This is a genomic window from Pedobacter glucosidilyticus DSM 23534 (genome assembly GCF_000425145.1).
GTDB lineage: Bacteria > Bacteroidota > Bacteroidia > Sphingobacteriales > Sphingobacteriaceae > Pseudopedobacter > Pseudopedobacter glucosidilyticus.
In genome coordinates this window covers 1-21,579 of sequence record NZ_AULF01000038.1, presented here as the reverse complement: position 1 = coordinate 21,579, position 21,579 = coordinate 1, and the positions used below count along the sequence as shown (strand labels likewise).

The 21,579-nt window shown below is 33.3% G+C and carries 23 protein-coding genes; 9 read left to right on the top strand and 14 right to left on the bottom strand.

The window, feature by feature from the left end; all coding sequences use genetic code 11:
- The first annotated feature begins 208 nt into the window (after window positions 1-208).
- The 6 genes from H510_RS0111455 to H510_RS0111430 are packed head-to-tail and all read left to right on the top strand — an operon-like array spanning window position 209 to window position 4,945.
- Window positions 209-1,087, top strand: coding sequence for a cell division protein FtsX (locus H510_RS0111455; protein WP_026904457.1), 879 nt, complete (start codon window positions 209-211; stop codon window positions 1,085-1,087).
- Between the two features lie 3 nt (window positions 1,088-1,090).
- Window positions 1,091-1,327 carry a DUF3098 domain-containing protein gene (locus H510_RS0111450; protein WP_026904456.1) on the top strand — a complete coding sequence of 79 codons (237 nt, stop codon included), beginning with the start codon at window positions 1,091-1,093 and terminating at the stop codon, window positions 1,325-1,327.
- Window positions 1,327-2,121: an undecaprenyl-diphosphate phosphatase gene (locus H510_RS0111445; RefSeq protein WP_026904455.1), complete on the top strand. Its 795-nt coding sequence runs from the start codon at window positions 1,327-1,329 to the stop codon at window positions 2,119-2,121. Before H510_RS0111450 ends, H510_RS0111445 begins: the two co-directional genes overlap by 1 nt.
- Window positions 2,121-2,846 carry a tRNA pseudouridine(55) synthase TruB gene (gene truB / locus H510_RS0111440; protein WP_026904454.1) on the top strand — a complete coding sequence of 242 codons (726 nt, stop codon included), beginning with the start codon at window positions 2,121-2,123 and terminating at the stop codon, window positions 2,844-2,846. Before H510_RS0111445 ends, truB begins: the two co-directional genes overlap by 1 nt.
- A gap of 9 nt (window positions 2,847-2,855) precedes the next feature.
- The gene (locus H510_RS0111435; RefSeq protein WP_026904453.1) at window positions 2,856-3,857 is read left to right on the top strand and encodes a bifunctional riboflavin kinase/FAD synthetase; all 1,002 of its coding nucleotides are present in this window, start codon (window positions 2,856-2,858) and stop codon (window positions 3,855-3,857) included.
- An 11-nt stretch (window positions 3,858-3,868) separates the two neighbouring features.
- Window positions 3,869-4,945, top strand: a complete 1,077-nt coding sequence (locus H510_RS0111430; protein WP_245584826.1) for a DUF2157 domain-containing protein — start codon at window positions 3,869-3,871, stop codon at window positions 4,943-4,945.
- A 58-nt stretch (window positions 4,946-5,003) separates the two neighbouring features.
- Here H510_RS0111430 and H510_RS0111425 read toward each other — a convergent pair whose 3' ends face one another.
- Together H510_RS0111425 and H510_RS0111420 are read right to left on the bottom strand one after the other, a co-directional pair.
- Entirely contained in the window at window positions 5,004-5,537 is a 534-nt protein-coding gene (locus H510_RS0111425) for a YceI family protein (RefSeq protein ID WP_026904451.1), read from the bottom strand.
- Between the two features lie 80 nt (window positions 5,538-5,617).
- Window positions 5,618-6,232 (bottom strand): LysE family transporter, encoded by a 615-nt coding sequence (locus H510_RS0111420; protein WP_026904450.1) that lies wholly within the window; start codon window positions 6,230-6,232, stop codon window positions 5,618-5,620.
- Between the two features lie 94 nt (window positions 6,233-6,326).
- Here H510_RS0111420 and H510_RS0111415 point away from each other — a divergent pair, with 94 nt between their 5' ends.
- Window positions 6,327-7,265 (top strand): DMT family transporter, encoded by a 939-nt coding sequence (locus tag H510_RS0111415; protein ID WP_026904449.1) that lies wholly within the window; start codon window positions 6,327-6,329, stop codon window positions 7,263-7,265.
- 52 nt (window positions 7,266-7,317) lie between these two features.
- On the opposite strand, the gene cysN is transcribed toward H510_RS0111415, so the two are convergent.
- From cysN to uvrA, 12 genes are all read right to left on the bottom strand, one after another.
- The gene (gene cysN, locus H510_RS0111410) at window positions 7,318-8,565 is read right to left on the bottom strand and encodes a sulfate adenylyltransferase subunit CysN (protein WP_026904448.1); all 1,248 of its coding nucleotides are present in this window, start codon (window positions 8,563-8,565) and stop codon (window positions 7,318-7,320) included.
- The gene (cysD, locus tag H510_RS0111405; protein WP_026904447.1) at window positions 8,565-9,455 is read right to left on the bottom strand and encodes a sulfate adenylyltransferase subunit CysD; all 891 of its coding nucleotides are present in this window, start codon (window positions 9,453-9,455) and stop codon (window positions 8,565-8,567) included. The genes cysN and cysD overlap by 1 nt, the downstream gene beginning before the upstream one ends.
- Before the next feature lie 76 nt (window positions 9,456-9,531).
- A complete protein-coding gene (locus tag H510_RS0111400) occupies window positions 9,532-10,242 on the bottom strand; it encodes a phosphoadenylyl-sulfate reductase (protein ID WP_026904446.1) in 711 nt (236 codons plus the stop codon).
- Window positions 10,243-10,286: 44 nt separating this feature from the next.
- A complete protein-coding gene (locus H510_RS0111395) occupies window positions 10,287-11,801 on the bottom strand; it encodes a TSUP family transporter (RefSeq protein WP_026904445.1) in 1,515 nt (504 codons plus the stop codon).
- A gap of 15 nt (window positions 11,802-11,816) precedes the next feature.
- Complete coding sequence (locus H510_RS0111390; RefSeq protein WP_026904444.1) at window positions 11,817-13,922, bottom strand: HEPN domain-containing protein; 2,106 nt, start codon at window positions 13,920-13,922, stop codon at window positions 11,817-11,819.
- 211 nt (window positions 13,923-14,133) lie between these two features.
- On the bottom strand, window positions 14,134-14,454 hold the full coding sequence (locus H510_RS0111385; protein ID WP_026904443.1) for a HepT-like ribonuclease domain-containing protein: 321 nt from the start codon (window positions 14,452-14,454) through the stop codon (window positions 14,134-14,136).
- Window positions 14,455-14,460: 6 nt separating this feature from the next.
- Window positions 14,461-14,775, bottom strand: a complete 315-nt coding sequence (locus H510_RS0111380) for a nucleotidyltransferase family protein (RefSeq protein WP_036692665.1) — start codon at window positions 14,773-14,775, stop codon at window positions 14,461-14,463.
- 103 nt (window positions 14,776-14,878) lie between these two features.
- Window positions 14,879-15,313, bottom strand: a complete 435-nt coding sequence (locus H510_RS0111375) for an RrF2 family transcriptional regulator (protein WP_026904441.1) — start codon at window positions 15,311-15,313, stop codon at window positions 14,879-14,881.
- A gap of 1 nt (window position 15,314) precedes the next feature.
- Complete coding sequence (locus tag H510_RS0111370; protein ID WP_026904440.1) at window positions 15,315-15,731, bottom strand: OsmC family protein; 417 nt, start codon at window positions 15,729-15,731, stop codon at window positions 15,315-15,317.
- Window positions 15,732-15,891: 160 nt separating this feature from the next.
- Window positions 15,892-17,061, bottom strand: a complete 1,170-nt coding sequence (locus H510_RS0111365; RefSeq protein WP_026904439.1) for a trans-sulfuration enzyme family protein — start codon at window positions 17,059-17,061, stop codon at window positions 15,892-15,894.
- Between the two features lie 42 nt (window positions 17,062-17,103).
- A complete protein-coding gene (locus tag H510_RS18750) occupies window positions 17,104-17,397 on the bottom strand; it encodes a four helix bundle protein (protein ID WP_155977944.1) in 294 nt (97 codons plus the stop codon).
- A 162-nt stretch (window positions 17,398-17,559) separates the two neighbouring features.
- Window positions 17,560-20,355, bottom strand: coding sequence for an excinuclease ABC subunit UvrA (gene uvrA, locus H510_RS0111355; protein ID WP_026904438.1), 2,796 nt, complete (start codon window positions 20,353-20,355; stop codon window positions 17,560-17,562).
- Between the two features lie 316 nt (window positions 20,356-20,671).
- Here uvrA and H510_RS0111350 point away from each other — a divergent pair, with 316 nt between their 5' ends.
- A complete protein-coding gene (locus H510_RS0111350) occupies window positions 20,672-21,256 on the top strand; it encodes an RNA polymerase sigma factor (RefSeq protein ID WP_026904437.1) in 585 nt (194 codons plus the stop codon).
- A 79-nt stretch (window positions 21,257-21,335) separates the two neighbouring features.
- Window positions 21,336-21,530, top strand: a complete 195-nt coding sequence (locus H510_RS0111345; protein ID WP_026904436.1) for a hypothetical protein — start codon at window positions 21,336-21,338, stop codon at window positions 21,528-21,530.
- Window positions 21,531-21,579: the final 49 nt, after the last annotated feature.

Below are 21,579 nucleotides of genomic sequence, written 5' to 3'. Positions count from 1 at the left end.
ATTCTTTATTTGTGCGAAAATAAAAAATTTATGTATAGGCTTTAGGGTTTTATTTATTTTAAGATGCTGAACTTATAAAATATCGAGATGCAAAAACGTTATTTAAATATTTTAAAAGCCAAAAAATGTTAAATTCTATAGTTTACAAGTAATCATGCTTATTTTAGACTAAGGTTTCTTATTTTCGCAGAAATAATCATCAGTTTTTATGGAAGAATTTGAAGATAGCAGAGCATCAAAAAAAACCAAAACCATTTATATCTCAACCGTTATAAGCATTTCTTTAGTGTTATTGATGGTAGGTCTACTAGGTTTAATTCTGGTACATGGTAAAAATTTATCCAACTATGTTAAAGAAAACATTGTACTTAACTTAGTGATAAACGAGGGTACAAAAGAGGTTGATATTTTAGCTCTGCAAAAACAGGTAGAGGCTAATGGTTATGTAAAATCTACACAATACATTAGTAAAGAAGTAGCTGCAAGAAACCTAACCCAAGATTTAGGTGAAGATTTTATTAAATTTTTAGGCTATAACCCTTTGCTTTCTTCTATTGATGTCTATTTAAAAGCAGAATATGCTAACAACCAAAGTATTGATATTTTAAGTAAACAGCTTCAAAAAAATCCGATGATTAATGAAGTTAGGTATCAAAAATCTTTAGTTGATATGATTAATCAAAATATCAGAACCATATCATTAGTAATTTTTGGATTTGGTGCTGTGCTTTTAATCATCGCTATTGCTTTAATTAATAATACCATAAGACTGGCCATTTACTCGCAGCGTTTCTTAATAAAAAGTATGCAATTGGTAGGTGCTACCAGAAGTTTTATCAGGAAACCTTTCTTAGTATACGGCTTTTTACACGGTTTAATTGCTGGTTTAATTGCTATTATTTTATTGGTGCTAACTTTATATTTTGCACAACAACAAATTCCAGAATTGGTAATTTTAAGAAATTACTATGAGTTTGCCATTGTATTTTTGGCAGTAATTGGCGTGGGTATCTTTATCTCTTGCTTAAGTACTTACTTTGCAGTTACGAAATACTTGAAATTAAAAATTTACGATTTATACAGATAAACCATGTCTCAAAAACCAACATCAACCCCAGATAATAAAGTTCAATTTGTTTTTGGTAAAAGCAATTATCAGTTTCTGGTTATCAGTATCGCTATCGTAATTATTGGTTTTGCTTTAATGACAGGCGATACGGATATTTATGATTTTAGAAAAACTGTTTTAGCACCTATTGTGGTTTTAGCTGGCTTTGCTTTAGGCTTTTACGCTATCTTAAAAAAATCAACACCTAAATCTCATTAATGAATCTTTTAGAAGCTATTATTTTAGCCATTATAGAAGGTTTAACAGAATTTTTACCAGTTTCTTCTACTGGCCACATGATTATTGCCTCTTCTTTAATGGGCATACAATCAAATAACTTTGTTAAACTATTTACTGTTGCCATACAATTAGGCACTATTCTATCGGTTTTTGTACTTTATTTCAAGAGATTTTTTAGGTCTATAGATTTCTATTTCAAATTGTTTGTAGCTTTTATTCCTGCCATTATTTTTGGTGTTCTTTTTAGCGATAAAATAGACGAATTATTAGAAAGTCCGCTTACGGTTGCTATTTCTTTATTGATTGGAGGAATTTTATTGTTATTTGTTGATAAATGGTTTAAAGATGGAAATATAAATGATTCTGATGCTATCAACTATTCAACAGCTTTTAAAATAGGTTTGTTTCAATGTATTGCGATGATACCTGGCGTTTCAAGATCTGCGGCTAGTATTATTGGTGGAATGACACAAAAATTGAGTAGAAAAGCAGCTGCGGAGTTTTCTTTCTTTTTGGCTGTACCAACCATGTTTGCAGCAACAGCAAAAAAACTATTCGACTTTTATAAAGACGGCAATACCATTACCAACGAGGAATTGAACTTACTTTTAGTTGGTAATATCGTTGGTTTTGTGGTAGCATTAATTGCGATAAAAAGTTTTATAGGCTATTTAAGCAAGCATGGCTTTAAAGTGTTTGGAATATACAGAATTATAGTTGGAGCCATATTAATTGCTTTTATATTAAGCGGAGCCAACCTACAGGTGATGTAATGGAAGAAGTTCAAGAAAAGAAATTCCCAGATTTTAATTTTACTACTGGCGAAATTTTACTCATAAACAAGCCTTATAAATGGACATCTTTTGACGTAGTAGGTAAACTGCGTAACTCTTTTAAACCTTTAAAATTAAAAGTTGGGCATGCAGGTACTTTAGACCCTTTGGCTACCGGTTTATTAATTATTTGTACAGGAAAACTCACCAAACAAATAGATACTTTTCAGGCTGAGGAGAAAGAATATACTGGCACTATAACCATTGGAGCTACTACTCCCTCTTATGATTTAGAAACTGAAGTTGATCAACATTTTGATATATCAGGACTTACAGAAGATGCTATAAAAAACAATACCAAACATTTTATCGGTGAATTAGACCAATTTCCACCAGCACACTCGGCCATTAAGGTTGATGGCGAAAGGCTTTACATGAAAGCAAGAAGAGGTGAAGATGTTGAACTAAAATCAAGAAAAGTTACCATTTCTGAGTTTGAAATTACCAGAATAGAGCTTCCTGAAATAGATTTTAGAGTGGTTTGTAGTAAAGGAACTTATATACGTTCCTTGGCTCATGATTTTGGTAAAAAACTAAATAACGGCGCTTATTTAAGTAAACTTAGAAGAACTAAAAGTGGTAATTTTAATATTGATGATGCTTTTGAGATTATGGAATTGGTAAATCACATCAGAGAGATTAAACAAAACCCTGATTTTAAATAATTCAGTATCATGAAGATTTATAATCATATAAATGAGTTTAAGAAGCTAGATAACGCTGTAGTTACCATAGGTACTTTTGATGGTGTACATCTAGGTCATCAAAAAATAATAGGAAAACTTGTTGAAGAAGCTGCCAAAATAAACGGAGAAACAGTTATCCTCACTTTTTTTCCGCATCCAAGAATGATTCTTCATCCAGAAGATCATCAGCTAAAACTTATCAATAATATGATAGAAAAAGCTGCTTTACTAAGTAGCTTAGGCGTAAACCATCTAATTATAACGCCCTTTACCAGAGATTTCTCTAACTTAAGTCCTGAGAACTATATCAAAGACATTCTTGTTGATAAAATTGGAACTAAAACCATCATTATTGGTTACGACCATAGGTTTGGTAAACACCGGAGCGGAAGTTTAAAAGAGCTTCAACATTTTTCAACTACTTTTAATTATAAAGTTGAAGAAATACCCGAGCAAGATATTAACGATGTTACAGTTTCATCAACCAAAATAAGAGAAGCTATTTTAGCTGGTGATGTAAAAACAGCTCATGATTTTATGGGGCATCCTTTTTCTTTAACCGGAAAAGTTATCAAAGGCGACCAAATTGGGCGTACCCTTGGCTACCCTACCGCCAATTTATTTATTGAAGAAAACTATAAGCTTATTCCGTCTGACGGGATTTATGCTGTAGAGGTTAAAATTCAGGATTTGAGAAATAAAAATCAAGTGATTGATAACCCTTTTCAACCAAATCAATCAAAAATCAAAAATCAAAAATCAAAAATATATAAAGGCATGGCTTATATTGGCCACAGGCCAACCATTAACGGAATGAGCCAAAATATTGAAGTAAATATTTTTGATTTTGCCGATGATATTTACCATCAACATATTCAATTAGATTTTCTTCACTTTATTAGACATGATATTAAATTCGAAAATCTAGAGCAACTTACCGCTCAACTTGCTAAAGATAAAATTGCTGTAGAGAAAATATTTGTATCTTAAATTTATAGCTATTGGCTGATATTTTGCCAGCTTATTTTAAAGGGTTAAATATGAATATAGACCGCGAGAAAGCAGAGTTTTTAGATGAAATGATAGATTATTGGCAACAAGAATCTATCATTGAAGAAGAAACTGCCCAAAAGCTAAAATCTTCTTATGAAACCAAAGCATTTGATTGGCGCAAATTAGCACAATACTCTATTTATATTGCACTAGCTTGTGGTGTATTTGCTTTAGGCTCCCTCCTTATTGATGATGAAATACTAAATTTTATTTATCAAATTTACGATGCTCCAAATTATGTCATCAGTTTATTATCTTTTGCTATAGCCGCTTGGATACTTCATAGGGGCAATAAAAGAAGAATAATCTTACCTAAACAGCAATTCACAAATGAAGCCTTACTTTTTATAGGTGTGATGCTTATTGCAAATGGTTTAGCTTACTTAGGAAAATCTTTTCAAGGTAATACTGATAGATATTCTACTATTTTCCTGATGGCGATACCTGTTTATGCATTTCTAGGCTATTTCTTTAAATCTAGGTTGATATGGGCTTTTGCGCTATTCTCCCTAGGCGCTTGGTTTGGTACAGAAAGCAGCTATCTATCAAGAAGTAATTTTTATTTCTTAGGGATGAATTACCCTTTACGTTTTGTTTGTTTTGGAGCTATACTAACTGCTTTATCTTTTACATTAAAGAATATTAAAAAACATCAATTTCTTTTTCAAACCACTTATTTTATTGGTTTATTATACTCATTTTCGGCACTTTGGCTCTTATCAATTTTCGGAAATTTTGCTTCCATAGACCAATGGTATCAGGTAAACCAAATACAGCTTTTTGCTTGGGCTTTACTTTCTATTTCCATCTGTATCATTACCCTATTTATTGGCTTTAAGTTTAAAGATGAAATGGCTAGAGAGTTTGGGGCTACCTTTCTCATCATTAACTTATACAGCAGGTTTTTTGAATATTTCTGGGATAGCTGGCATAAAGCTTTATTCTTCTTTATTTTAGCTATTTCTTTTTGGTTGATTGGGCGTAAAGCAGAAAAAATTTGGAATCTAGAATTCATAAAAAAGTAAAAGCCCTCCAAATTTGAAGGGCTTTAAGATATATTAGTGTGTTAGTGTGTGTTCTAAATTATGCTTGTTTTGTAAATTGTACGTTAATAGCCAATTTAATTTCATCGCCCACAACAATTTTACCTGCCTCGGTTACGCCATTCCAAGTTAAGCCAAATGCAGTACGACTTATTTTACCTGTAACCTCAAAACCTGCTTTTTCTTGATTATAGAAATCTGTTGCTGTACCACCAAATTCAACATCAAGCGTAACTGGTTTGGTTACATCTTTAATAGTTAAATGACCTTCCAATTTATAATCATCTCCGCTTTTAGTAAAAGCGGTTGAGATAAATTTCATTACTGGGAATTTCTCTGCATCAAAAAAATCAGCAGATTTTAAGTGGTTATCTCTATCTGTTTGGTTAGTGTCTATGCTGGTAACATCCAAAGAAAAATCTATAGATGCATTCGTAAAATCTTCGCTTTCTGTTGTTAAACTACCATCGAATACTTTAAAAGTTCCTGTTACGGTAGAAATTACCAAATGTTTCACTTTAAATTGCACTTCTGAGTGCATAGGGTCTACAACCCATTTTCCGATGTTTGACATATGCCTTTTATTTTTAATTTACAATCTAATATACGTGTTTAAACATATAAAAACAATAATTGTTTTATCTATCAGATTTATTAAAAAAAACTAAGCTTCACAACGTGAATAATGGCTAGAGCAAAAAATATACAAGCTACGCTTTTATTGATGATTTGATGGCTTAAAGCAAACTTATTTTGAATGTATTGGGCAAATCTGGCAAATAAATATAAAGCAGAAAAAGCACCTATTGCCGCACCTACCGCAAAAATTTCTAGTCCAAACCCTTCTGTAGTAATCCATTCATGAGAAATAAGATAAGTCCCACCTATCATCCAAAAGGGTATTTGCATTGGATTAAAAATACCTAATATAATGCCGGTTCTTATACTGTCTCTTGTTCTGTGATTAGTATCAGGTTTTAATTCTTTTTTTGCTGTACGCCAGCTGTTTACCCCTAAAATGATAAAAACAGCTATTAATACCCAATCTAACCAATGCATCATATCTTTTTTAGTAGCAAACCACTCTGCAAAGCGCATCAATACATAAGTAAAACAAGCCTCAAAAATGGAAAAGGTAAGTATAAATACCAATGCTTGTTTCATGCCTTTATTCACAGACATTTGAACAGCCGTAAGGTTAATATTCCCGAAAGGCAAATAACCCACAAAATTTACAACTACAGCAACTATAAAGGTGAGTAAAAACATGGCTGCAAATATATATGGCTTATTTCATATTAACTCTAACAAAGGAGACGTTTTTTCTATGAGTTAAAATAATACTTTTGCAAAAAATTATCACATGTCTAATCCTTTAAAAGCAATTCTATTTGGTTTACTATCTGCACTATTTTTTAGTGCCACTTATATTTTAAATAAAAGTATGGCTAGTGCCGGAGGAGATTTTTTATGGTCGGCATGTTTAAGATACATCATTACCTTACCCATTATTTTGATGGTAGCTTTATTAAGTAAAGGAGGTAAAATCTTATTTAAAGCAGTTTTTAATAATCCCTTACCTTGGTTATTATGGGGTAGTGTAGGTTTCGGACTTTTTTATATAGCCTTAACCGCTGCGGCATCTTTTAGCCCAGCATGGTTGGTTGCAGGTACTTTTCAAACTACTATTATTGCAGGTTTACTTCTTTCGCCTTTTATCTACAAAGACGAGCGAAAAATCATCCCTAAAAAGGCCTTTATTGCTACCTGTATCATCTTATTAGGTGTAATTATTTCTCAGATTGGAGAAGTTAAATCATCTTCCTTGCTTCATATCATAATTGGAGCTTTATTGGTAATATTTTCTGCCTTTATGTTTCCTTTAGGTAATAGGATGATTTTACTATTTCAAGAAGAAGAGCATATTAAATTAAATGCTATACAACGTGTTGCCGGGATGACTTTAGGATCTATGCCCTTATGGATAATAGTTGCCGCTATAGCTTATTTTAGGAGTGGTGCACCATCATCATCAGAGATTTTACAATCGGGTATTATAGCTTTATCGTCTGGGGTAATTGCTACTATTTTATTTTTTAAAGCTACAGAAATGGCTGGTAGCAATACTTCTATTTTGGGTGCAGTAGAAGCAACACAATCTGCCGAGATTGGTATTACCTTAATGCTAGAACTTTTATTCCTAAATGGCAAAGCTCCATCAGCATTAAGTATTATAGGAATGATATTGATAACCTTAGGTATGTTATATTATACCAAAATCTCATCGGCTAAAAGCCATTAAATAAAAAAGCTGCTACATTTCTGCAACAGCTTTTACCATCATAAATTATATCTTAAAGTGCGGCTCTTAGCATTAAAGCACCAACAGTTACATTGGTTCTGCTATCAATAATAATGGCACCACCGTTTCTTTTATTTGTTTCATAAGGATCAAAAGCCAATTCATCAGCTGTTTTAATTTCTACCCTACCAATATCATTTAATCCAAAAGCATCGGCATTTACTTTTTCTAATGTATTGATATTAACTTTATAAAGTATCTCTTGGATTTTGCATCGCGTAAGCTTACTATTATGCTGTATAAAATAAGTAGCTGATATATCTAATTCACGAGTATCCATCCAGCAGATATCAGCCTCAATTAAATTAGAAACGATAGGCTGTCTTTCGGCCTCAGAAATCATATCTCCTCTGCTAATATCTATCTCATCTTCTAAATGCATGGTGATTGATTTTCCTTCTTCTGCAATGGCATGCTCGCCATCGAAAGTTTCAATCTTAGCAATTTTTGATTTCATTCCAGAAGGTAATACTTTTATAGTATCTCCTACTTTAAAAGCACCACTTGCCACACGGCCAGCATAACCTCTATAATCATGAAGCTCTTCTGTTTGTGGCCTAATTACCCATTGTACTGGGAAACGAGCTGGTAAAAGCGCATCCATTTCTCTAACAGGTACCGTTTCTAAATGGTCTAACAAGCTTTTGCCTTTATACCATGGCATGTTTAAAGAGTTATTTACGATGTTATCTCCTTTTAGCGCACTTACAGGGATAAAAGTAACTTCATGTAAATTCAATTTAACAGCTAAAGAATGGTAATCTGCGTGTATTTTCTCGAAAACTTCTTCGCTATAATCAACCATATCCATTTTATTTACGCAAACTACCACATGCTCTAGAGCAAGTAGCGAAACTAAATAAGAATGACGAATGGTTTGTTCTATAACACCCTTACGGGCATCTATCAAGATAATAGCTAAATCTGCGTTAGAAGCACCTGTAACCATATTTCTGGTATACTGGATATGACCAGGTGTATCAGCAATGATGAACTTACGTTTCTCTGTTTGGAAATATTTATAAGCAACATCAATTGTAATTCCTTGTTCACGTTCTGCTTTTAAACCATCTGTTAAAATGGCTAAATCTATAGAACCATCATCGTTTTTACGACTAGAGTTTTGGATAGCTTCTAATTGATCTTGTAAAATAGATTCTGTATCGTACAGCATTCTACCAATTAAGGTACTTTTACCATCATCAACACTTCCTGCTGTTAAAAACTTTAAAATATCCATTAGAAATATCCTCCTTTTTTACGGTCTTCCATAGCCGCTTCTGAAACTTTATCATCCATTCTGGCACCACGCTCACTTATTTTAGATTGTGAAATCTCTAAAATAATATCATCTATTTGGTCTTTATCAGACTCTACAGCCGCAGTACAAGTCATATCACCAACGGTTCTGAATCTTACTTTTTTTCTGGTGATGATATCTTCTTCATCCATATTTAGGTATTCTGAAGCCGCCATCCATTGTCCGTTTCTCATGATAACATCACGTTCATGAGCAAAATAAACAGAAGGTAACTCTATATTCTCACGCTTAATATAATTCCAAACGTCAAGCTCTGTCCAATTACTAATTGGGAATACCCTAACATTTTCTCCTTTATGGATTTTTCCGTTGTAGATATTCCAAAGCTCTGGACGTTGGCGTTTTGGATCCCATTGGCCAAACTCATCACGAACAGAAAAAATTCTCTCTTTAGCTCTTGCTTTCTCTTCGTCTCTTCTTGCTCCACCAATACAAGCGTCAAACTTACCCTCTAAAATGGTATCTAGAAGTGTAACTGTTTGTAAAGCATTTCTACTAGCATTTTTACCTGTTTGCTCTATTACTTTGCCTTGGTCTATAGAATCTTGAACGTAGCCTACGATAAGTTTTTCTCCTAACTGTGCTACCAATTTATCTCTAAATTCAATAGTTTCAGGGAAATTGTGTCCGGTATCAATATGTACCAAAGGGAAAGGAAATTTTCCTGGACGGAATGCCTTTTCTGCTAATTTCACTAATGTGATAGAATCTTTACCACCCGAGAATAAAAGTGCAGGCTTCTCAAATTGCCCTGCAACTTCTCTTAAAATTGCAATTGCTTCTGCCTCTAACTGATCTAAATAATCCATATTTTAATGCTGAAAGCTAAAAGCCTAAGGCTAAGAGCTTCTGTAAATTTTATGTTTTCTATTGGGCTTTTCGCCTTTAGCTTTTCGCTTCTAAATCATGCAAACCGCATTCTTTTTTACTTTGGTCTTCCCACCACCATCTACCTGCTCTAAAATCTTCTCCTTCTCTTACTGCTCTGGTACATGGTGCACAACCTATACTAGGGAAACCTTTATCATGCAGCGGGTTATATGGGATGTTATTTACTGCAACGTATTTTTTAACGTCTTCTAAAGTCCAATGAAAAATTGGATGCACTTTTACCAATTGATGTGCCTCATCCCACTCTACCCAATCCATATCTTCACGGTTAGCAGATTGATCTGCCCTGATACCTGTAATCCAAATTTTCTGACCTTTTAAAGCTCTATTTAAAGGTTCAACTTTTCTTATGCCGCAGCAGCTTTTTCTATTCTCTACCGATTCGTAAAAGCTATTTGGCCCTTTGGCCGATACAAACTCTTGTAACACAGCAGCATCAGGAAAATAGGTATGGATAGGCTTTTGATAGGTCTCTAATGTCCTATTCCATACATAATAAGTTTCCGGAAACAATCTGCCTGTTTCTAAAGTAAATACCTTTACGGGTAGGTCTTTAGTAAAAATCATGTGCGAAATTACTTGATCTTCCCAACCAAAACTGGTTGAAAAAACAATCTCACCCTCGTAGCTTTTAGCTAAAACTGCTAAAACCTCTTCTGGAGTAAGTCCTTTTATAATTTCTTTTATTTCTTCTGCTTTATTCATGTTAAAATTTCGGCAAAAATACAATTCTTAAACTTTATTAAACCCTATGCTAAAAATTTCATGATAAACCCTATGATATTTTTACTACTCGCTAAAATCACGATAATACCTACTGCAAACATGATGGTTTTGGCTGATATTTTATTTGATACTTTGGCGGCTATGGGCGATGCTATGGCGCTTCCTAAAACTAAACCGCTTACGGCGTACCAATGCAAATCATTCAACATGGTAACAAAGGTTAAGGAACTCATTAAAGCCACAAAAAATCTACTCAGTTTTACTGAGCCTAAAGAGTAACGGGCATGTCTGCCGCCGGCAATAAGGGTTGATAAAACAATGGTACCCCAACCGCCGCCTCCAACAGCATCTACAAAACCACCTGTAAAACCTAGAGGAGCTACTTTTGTGATTTTTTTCTTTGCAGGCTCGTTCTTTCTTCTGTTGGCTATAATAGCTTTTCTGATGATAATTACCCCTAAAACAAAAGTATAAATAGAGATTAAAGGCTTTGTATAATGACTATAATGTTCTAATGATGATAATAAAAATGCACCTATAACAGCACCTATAATTCCTGGGATAACCAGCATTTTAAAAAGCTTTTTATTTACATTGCCCATTTTAAAATGCATCCAACCAGCTATACCATTACTTAATATTTCTGAGATATGTACCGCCGTACTAGCTGAAGCGGGAGGAATACCCATAGAAAGAGAAAAAGTTGTAGATGTTACGCCGTAAGACATTCCAATAGCGCCATCTATCATCGCAAAGATGAACCCTGCTATTAAAAAATAGTAAAAATATGGATTAAGCGTAAGTAAATAATTCTTAAAAGCTGGGTCTTGATTCCAAAGTGCAAAAAATGTTATTCCAACAAAAAAAAGAACGGTTATCCAAATTATCCAGCCTAAAGCTTTAGGCGAAATTTTTTGTTTAGGTTGTTCATCAACCAAACTAGCCGTAACTTCATTAAGCTTTTTAACTTTATAAGCAAAATCTCCTGTTAAGGTATTTCTTATTTTATTGATGTTATCTAGAGTTTGATCTAACTCATCTGGTAAACTTTCGTTTAAAACCTGCTTTAGTCTTTTAGCTACCGTTGGCGATTTACCGTTAGTAGAAATAGCAATTTTCAGATTTCCTTTTTTTACGATTGAGCCTAGATAAAAATCACATAGATGCGGAGTATCAGCAACATTAACCAATATACCGTTTACCTTACATAATTGCTGTATTTGTTGGTGAAGCTCGTAATTATCAGTAGCTAATATCACCAGCTCTTTACCTTCTAGATCTGATACTTGGAATTGACGATGAATAGTTTTTACTTGCGGATGTTTCTCTAACAAGGTAAAAACCTCGTCTAAATACCTATCTGCAACTACGGTAATATTTGCATCAGGACTATTATTTAACATAGCTTCAAGCTTTTCTAAACCTACATTACCACCACCTACCAATAAGGTATTGAAGTTTTGTAGCTTTAAGAAAATAGGAAAAAGCTGATTTCCAGCTTTTTCCTTTTCGCTATCTTGAGCTAATGTTTGATTCATTCTTTTTAAAAGCTATTAAGCGTTTGCAGATTTCTCTAACTCTGGTTGATTTCTATGATTTTTAACTTTCTCAAGAAAATCATTTGCTTGTGCTAAATAAGCCTCTGCAAAAGTAGCTGAAGGCTCGTTTTTATTGATTTGTAAAACTAAATCACTAAAAGGACCATCTACAAACTGACCTTCAAAACGCTCTGTAAATTCTTTGATGATACCAGATTGTGTGCTGCTATTAACACCTAAATCTAACAATAATGCTTTAGCACCGCTAACAAATACGCTATAAGAATAGTAAATAGCATCGGCCCAAGCTTGTTTTTCAAAAGCTTCTACTGCCCAGCTAAATTTCTCTTCAGCTTCAAATATTAAAGTAGCTACTAAGTCTATCACAACCCCGGCACATTCACCTACGCCGATAGCTGTTTGGAAAGTTTCTTCATGCCCCCAATCAACAAAATCACTATCTGTAAATAAAGTACTATCTGCCAACGGTTTTAATAATTGGTAGAAGTAATCTTTACCTTTTTCATCGTAATAAGCATGAAATGTTTGATTTTCTGCTGCATTTGTATGAAAATCATCCAAAACGTTTCTTAAAACTTGTGGAGCTCTCTTAGAAGGAACTTTTAAAACCTTATCTGCTGCTCTGCCTAAACCATCGCCAACAATACCACCACCTAAGAGTACTTGTACCGCTGGTAAAACTTTACCATTGGCTTTTGAAGAACTTCCGTGGAAACCAATATGTGCTAAACCATGCTGACCGCAGCTATTCATACATCCACTAATTTTAATTTTGATATCTCTATCATAAATCAAATCTGGATATTCTTCATAAATTACTGATTCTAGAATACGGCTTAACTCGGTACTATTAGAGATACCCAAATTACAAGTATCTGTACCAGGGCAGGTAGTTACATCGGCAACGCTATCAAAACCTAATGCAACCAGATTTAATGATTTTAAAACATTATATAAAGCAGGTAAATTCTCTGCTGGCACATATTTTAAAAGTAAACCTTGGTTAATGGTAATTCTAATCTCATCAGCAACTAAACTCTTAATACCATCAATCAATAACCTTGCTTGTGCAGTAGGCATATCACCAGTACTTACTTTTATATAAGCCCCAAAAAAGCCTTTTTGCTTTTGCTCGAAGGTATTAGTAGCTAACCATTTTTGGTATTCTACTTCATCTATAACGGTTACTTGCTCAGTAACTTTTAATGGTAAAATCGGAGTTTTAACCGTATCTCTGTTGATTTTAAAAGTCTTAACTTTTATAGCGGTTTTTTCTTCTTCAACTAATCTTAAAACTTCGTCTATCCCGATTTTATTAACCAAGAACTTCATACGAGCTTTATTTCTGTTATTACGCTCGCCATATCTATCAAAAACACGAAGTACCGCTTCTCCAAAAGGGATAATATCATCTTCATGCATAAACTCGCTTACTACATGAGCTAGAGAAGGTTGTGCACCTAAACCACCACCAAGTAAAACTTTAAAACCTCTTACTTCTTGGCCGTTCTCTATTTTTACTTTAGGGATAAAACCTAAATCGTGAATAAAAGAAAAAGCAGTATCATCATCACTTGAAGAAAAAGAAATCTTAATTTTTCTACCCATTTCTTGGCAGATAGGATTTCTTAAAAAATACTCGAAATATGCCTGTGCATAAGGAGAAACATCAAATGGTTCTTTAGGATCTATTCCTGATGTTGGCGATGCTGTAACATTTCTTACCGTGTTACCGCAAGCTTCTCTTAAAGTAATATCATCTTCTGCAAGTTTTGCCCACAATTCTGGTGTTCTATCTAAACTTACATAATGAATTTGAATATCCTGACGAGTAGTAAAATGCAGATTTTTTGATGCGTATTCATCAGAAATATCTGCAATTTTTAAAATTTGCTTAAAAGTAACTTTACCAAAAGGCAATTTAATACGAACCATTTGAACACCAGGTTGTCTTTGGCCATAAACGCCTCTAGCCAACCTAAGGCTTCTAAATTTTTCGTCATGAATTTTTCCTTCACGAAAAGCTCTAATCTTTTGCTCAAGATCTATAATTTCTTTTTCTACTAAAGGATTTTCAAGTTCTGTTCTAAAGCTTTGCATAATATTTTTATATAAAAAAACCTCCCTGAAACAATTCAGAAGAGGTTTTCAATTAACACACTAGAAATTATTTTTGATGTGCTTGCTCTCCTGTACCCACCTCAACTATTTATTTTTGCAGGCAAAATTCAACTGTAAACCATCAAACTAATTTTGACTTCTGCAAATATATATAAAGTATACGGAATTAGTAGACATTTTTTGAAAAAATTTATTCTCTCGATTCAGCTTCTAAAATTATAGTAATCCATTCTTTTAATTCTGGAATATCGATTGATAAAATATTCCATACAATCTCATAATCAACACCAAAGTAATGATGAATGATTCGATTTCTTAAATCACTCATCTCCCTCCAAGGAACCAAATGGTATTTAATTTTTATATCTGGATGTAATTTGCTACTTGCTTCTCCTATAATTTCCAAACTTCTACAAATTGCTCTACTTAATCGAGGGTTCTCTAATAAATCTTCATAAGTAGATTGTTCAGATTCTGAAACGAGATAGTGGCATTCGTCTAAATATGTGATAGAAACTCAATTTGTGAGGGGTACATATAAAACGGTATCTAAAATATTGTTTTTGATGTATTTACTCAGAGATTCCTTTGTCACTAAATCTACTTTATGTTGAAGCAAGTCTTCCAAATAATAAGCTAAAGAGAGAAAATTACGAAGGGTTTTACTTTCTTTATCAAGAGAAACTAATATATCAATATCGCTATTTGGATGTTGTTCATTTTTAGCAACAGAACCAAATATACCTATCTGCTTAACACCAAACGACTTAAGTTTAGATGAATTAGCCGCTAAAATATGTTGAATATATTCTGCTGATTTTTGCTTTACCATAGCTAGAAAAATTAAATCACAAAGCTCATTAAATCAGTTACTTATTATAAATATAAGTATTTTTAAGTTCATATAGGTTTAATGGCTCTAAATTCTTAATTAATTAAGGAAGAGCTAATCTTTTCTCCTTAGCAATTAAATCTGCGATGGTAGTCTCTGATAAAATTTTTAAAGTTGCGTCTCTTACATCTTTAAAAGTATCTCTGATACCACAAGTACTTTCTTCTTTACACTCATCACAACGCTGATAAAAATTCAAGCTTACGCAAGGTAGTTGAGCTATTGGCCCACCTGTTAAACGCATCACTTGAACCAGATTTATCTCTTGAGGATCTTTCAACAAAGAATAACCGCCACCAGCACCCTTTTTACTGTATAAAAAGCCAGCATTACGCAACTCGAGCAAAATTTGTTCGAGAAATTTCTTAGGAATTTTCTCTGTCTCTGCAATAAAAGAAATATTAACAGATTCTTTCTGGTAACGTTCTCCTAAAGCAATAAGTGCTCTAATAGCGTATTTGGTTTTCTTGGATAACATCTTAATTTATTTCAATTGCATAGGTAATATCAACACCACCTGCTGCAAGCATATCATGTACAGAGCAGTATTTTTTCACAGCTAATTCTGCTGCCTTTTCTACCTTTTGTACATCTAAGTTACCTTTAAATTTAAAAATCATGTGTATAGAAGTGAAAACTGCTGGTATAGCATCTTTTCTTTGGGCTTCTACTACCACTTTTAAATCTTCTATAACTTGTCTTTGTTTTTTTAATATGGATATTAAATCTAAAGAACTGCAAGATGCTAAGGCCATTAAAACTAGCTCCATAGGTCTAGCACCTAAACCTTCGCCTCCAATTTCTGGCGAGCCATCTATATGTACTTTAATATCACTAAAACTACTGGCAGCTTCAAAATGTACTGCATCGTTAACTCTATTTAATTCTACTTTCATTTTTTTTGATATGAGTATTGATTTTAGATTTGAGTATTGAGATATGGGTATTGAGAATTGCTTATCATGAGATAAATTAACATATCATATTACTCAAATGAACTTAATTCCAACTATTAACTAATGAACTATATACTATTGAACTAATGAACCAATGAACTTACCTACTAACCTCTAAAGCTCTAGAAATATCCTCCACAATATCATCAATATTTTCTAAACCTACAGAAATTCTGATACTACCAGGAAAAATACCAATTTGCTTACGCTCTTCTTCTGATAATTTAGAATGTGTGGTTGATGCTGGATGTGTAGCAATCGTTCTAGAATCGCCAAGATTTGAAGAAATTAAAACCATTTCTAAAGCATCTAAGAAACGCTTAGCTCTTTCAAAACCACCTTTTATAACAAAAGTTACAATTCCACCCCCCTGTTTCATCTGTCTTTTTGCTAAATCATATTGCGGATGGGATGGTAAATGCGGATACCTCACCACTTCAACTTCTGTGCTAGCCTCTAAAGCTTCTGCTACTTTTAAAGCATTGCTACAATGCCTATCCATTCTTACAGGTAAAGTCTCTAAGCTTTTAGATAATAGCCAAGCGTTAAATGCAGACATGGCCGGACCGGTATGCCTAATAAAGAACATCATCTCTTTAATTAAATCTGCTCTTCCTGCAACAACACCACCTAAAACACGTCCTTGTCCGTCCATATATTTTGTGGCCGAGTGACTCACAATATCAACGCCGTAAGCGATAGGCTTTTGTAAATATGGAGTTGCAAAGCAATTATCTACATTGATAATAATGTTTGGATACTTTTCTTTGATTTTACAAAGCCACTCTAAATCAACCAGCTCAAGACCTGGGTTTGATGGCGTTTCTAAGAAAATCATCTTTGTATTTTCTTGTATGGCTGCTTCTAGTCCTTCTGGATTTGCAGCATCAACATAAGTAGAGGTAATGCCCCATCTAGGAAATAAAGTTGTTAAAAGCTGATGGGTAGAACCAAAAATAGAACGGAAAGCCACCACATGATCGCCACTTTTTAATAAGCCTGCAAAAGATGCAAATACAGCCGCCATACCAGAAGAAAAAGCTAAACCCGCCTCTGCACCTTCTAATGCGCAAACCTTTTCAATAAACTCGGTTGTGTTGGGGTTTGAGTATCTTGAATAAATATTTCCTTGTATTTCATCAGCAAAAATAGCTCTACCTTGCTCAGCATCATCAAATATAAAACTTGATGTTAGGTATAAAGGCACAGAGTGTTCTCTATTTTGTGATCTTGTTGTTTGTGTTCTTATTAATTTTGATTCTTCTTTCATTGATTAAATAAATAGTTCAATAGTATTGAGTTGATTAGAATCTTATATCTCATTCTTTTTCTTACCGATATAAGAAATATAAGCATTTAGCATCCTATGAATTTCATCTAATTCTTTAAGAAGCTCATGAGTTTTTTCCTCAGAAATTAAACCTCTATCCTTACATTTTTTAACAAAACCTTTTGTTTCTAATAATGACCCTCTACTGTAATAACAAAAATTCTTATTCTCTTTATAGTGATAACGACCATAGCCTTCAGCAGTGTTTGCGTCAACAGAATCGGCTGCTCTTACTAATTGTTTACCAATAGTTTCTTTAGCAAAAAAATCTTTCATTGTGATACTTGATTCCAAACTTCATTAGAGAGTAAAAATGCTCTTTTATAAACTTCTAAATCTTCTATGTTATGAAAACTCATCACTTCTTTTCATTTTTTAAACCTAATGAAACCATTCCATCAATGAACTAGTTTCCTAATGAACCAATTTCCTAATGAACTAATCAAACCTTTCTTTCAAATACTCGCCAGTATAAGATTTTTTTTGCTTTATTAATTCTTCCGGAGTACCTTCAAAAACTAAATTTCCTCCTTTATCACCTCCTTCTGGGCCAATATCTATAATCCAATCTGCACATTTTATAACATCCATATTGTGTTCTATCACAATAATGGTATTGCCTTGTTCTATTAAAGCTTCAAAAGATTTTAGCAATTTTTTTATATCATGAAAATGCAAACCTGTGGTTGGCTCGTCAAAAATGAACAAATTTTTATGACTATTATTACCTTTTATAAGAAAAGATGCCAATTTTATCCTTTGTGCTTCGCCTCCAGATAGCGTATTTGATGATTGTCCTAAATGGACATAACCCAAACCAACATCTGCCAAAGGTTTTATTTTATTGATGATTTTTTGCTCAGATTCAAAGAATACTAAAGCTTCATCAATGGTTAAGTCTAAAACCTCTGATACGGTTTTATCTTTGTAAGTAACATCTAAAACGTGTTGTTTAAAACGTTTTCCTCCGCAAGCTTCACATGGCAAGAATATGTCTGCCATAAACTGCATCTCTATTTTCACCTCGCCTTCGCCTTGGCAAACATCACACCTACCACCCTCAACATTAAAAGAGAAAGCCGCTGGTTTTAATCCGGCTGCTTTAGCCGCAGGTTGGGCAGCATATAAAGCTCTTATCTCATCCCAAGCCTTAACATAAGTAACCGGGTTTGAACGAGACGAACGCCCTATTGGATTTTGATCTACCAACTCTACTTGAGTTAGCAAGTCATAAGCACCTTCAATTCCATCATATAATCCGGTTTGCTCGCCAGAATAATTACCTAAAACCTTTTGTAAAGCAGGAAATAAAACTCTTTTTACTAAAGATGTTTTTCCGGAACCCGATACACCTGTAACCGCAGTTAATACGTTGAGCGGGAATTTTACATTAATATTTTGGAGGTTATTTTCTCTCGCTCCTTTTATTTCTATAAAATCAACTGGCTTTCTTCTATTCTTAGGAATTGCAATTGCTTCTCTTCCACTAAGGTATTTACCGGTTAAACTCTTCTCATCTTTAAGAATTTGTTGGTAAGAGCCTTCGAAAATTAAATTTCCTCCTTGTGTACCTGCTTCGGGACCGATATCGATAATATGATCTGCGGCTTGCATAATTTCTTCTTCATGCTCTACCACCAAAACAGTGTTACCAACATCTCGTAAAGATTTTAAAACACCTATTAGTCTGTTAGTATCTCTAGGGTGTAAACCAATACTTGGCTCATCTAGAACATAAACAGAGCCTACTAAAGAACTGCCAAGAGATGTTGCTAAATTAATTCTTTGCGACTCGCCACCGGATAAGGTGTTAGATAAACGATTTAAGGTTAAATATCCCAAACCAACTTCATTTAAGAAAACCACTCTGTTAGTGATTTCTAACAATAATCTTTTGGATATTTTTTGTTGTTGCTCATCTAACTGGATGTTTTTAAAAAAGTCTAATAACCCTTCTAAAGGCATCAAAACCAAATCTGTAATAGAAAAGCCGTTTATTTTTACGTAAGCAGCATCTGGACGTAAACGTGTACCCAAACAATCTGGGCAATTGGTTTTACCACGATAACGTGATAGCATTACCCGATATTGAATTTTATAAGTTTGTTCTTCTAAGTATTTAAAAAAGTCATCTAAACCTTCAAAGTATTTATTCCCCTTCCAAAGTAATTTACGCTCTGCAACGGTTAGCTGACTAACAGATCTGTGAATAGGAAAATCGAATTTAGATGCATTTTTAATCAGCTTATCTAACCATTCTCTCATTTTCTCGCCACGCCAAGGAGCTATAGCACCATCATAAATAGATTTTGATTTATCAGGGATAACCAAATCTTCATCAATACCGATTACTTTACCATAACCTTCGCATTTCGGGCATGCTCCATAAGGATTATTAAAACTAAAGAAATTTGGCGTTGGCTCTTCAAACTTTATCCCATCCAACTCAAACCTATCTGTAAAATGCTTTCTATCATCATCATAATCAACAAAGCAGTCTCCTTTACCTTCAAAAAAAGCGGTTTGTACAGAGTCGGCAATTCTACTTAAAGTTTCATCTTCTTGATTGGTTACTACCCTATCTATCAGGATTAAGATTGCATGCTCATCGGCTAAATATTCGTTTTTAATACTAGCATCTTCCAGGATGGCTTCAACCTTTTTTATCTCACCTTTAAAAACAACTCTGGCGAAGCCTTTCTGCAATAATACAGCTAACTCTTCTTTTAAAGTTCTGTTATTGTGTGGATGTAAAGGACATAAAATAGTAACCGTTGAGTCTTCTGGTAATGCGGATATATAATTTACAACATCAGTAACCGAATCTTTTTTAACAACGGCACCAGAAACCGGGGAAATCGTTTTTCCTATTCTACTAAAAAGTAGCTTTAAATAATCATAAATCTCTGTTGATGTACCAACAGTAGATCTTGGATTTGATGTAATTACTTTTTGCTCTATGGCAATAGCAGGAGCAATACCTTTGATGTAATCTACATCAGGCTTATTCATCCGACCTAGAAACTGCCTAGCGTAAGAAGATAAACTTTCTACATATCTCCTTTGCCCCTCGGCGTATAGTGTATCAAAAGCTAAAGACGATTTTCCAGAGCCAGACATTCCTGTAACCACTACCAGTTTATTTTTGGGTATGGCAACATCTAAATTTTTTAGGTTATGAACCCTTGCCCCTTTTATAATTATATTATTTACCGAGTTTTTATCTTCTATCATCCTTTTACAAAAGTAGGGCTTCTAAAAATTGTTTTGCACATTATTAAGTATTTTGACTTATTTTTAATATATCTTGCAAAGATGTAGCAAATTAACAAAAGCTAGCGTAATAGAGTTTAATTAGCTTTTGTATTTTAAAATATCTCAATTGATGAAAATAATGTATCTTTTAAAAAACTTGACAATTAAATTTTGATTTTTATAAAATTATTATTTCATTTGGTAACAATAAATTTAACAACTCAAATTTTTAGCTTATAGAGAAAACTCTTACTTAATTAGAACTAACAACAGGAAGAATTAACTAGGAGGAATTATGAGCTATCAAACCAAATCAGACCAAGAACTGGTACATCTTTATATCAAAGGCAAAGATGCTGCTCTAACAGAATTAATTACCAGACACAAATCAAGAATATATACATCCATTTATTTATTAGTAAAAGATGAATATTTGGCTGAAGATATTTTTCAAGACACTTTTATCAAAGTTATCAAAACCTTAAAACAAGGTAGATATAACGAAGAAGGTAAATTTTTACCATGGGTACTTAGAATAGGCCACAACTTGGTTATAGATTATTTTAGGAAACAAAAAAGATCGCCAGTTATTACTAATACAGATGGTTTTGACATTTTTGATGTTTTAGGGATTTACGACGAAAGTGCTGAGGACAAAATGGTTAAAGAACAAACCCATAAAGATTTAAAGCAACTAATTCATTTATTACCATCTGAGCAAAAAGAGGTATTAATTATGAGACATTATGGCGATTTATCTTTTAAAGAAATTGCAGATTTAACACAAGTAAGCATAAATACAGCTTTAGGAAGAATGCGTTATGCACTAAATAATCTGCGCAAAATGATTACCGAAAAAGAATTATCATTAAAAAATTGATTTTTTATTTGACTGTAAAATAATAGCAGCAGCTTAACGTTTCTATTTTATATTTAACAAATTTTAACAGTTAAAGCTTATGATAGAAACTTTTACACAACACAACTCTGAATTGTTTGGCGAACAAAATAACGAGGAGAAAACTGCTATGAAAAATTTTACTATAGAAGAACACTTGTTTTACGAACAGTTAAAACCTGCTTTAAACAAACTGATTAAAAATCCATCAGAAGAAAGTATAAACAAGATTTTAAAATACTCCAAATCGTTATAACAAAAAAGCCTCTTCAAATTAAAAGAGGCTCTTTTGTTATGCTTTATTT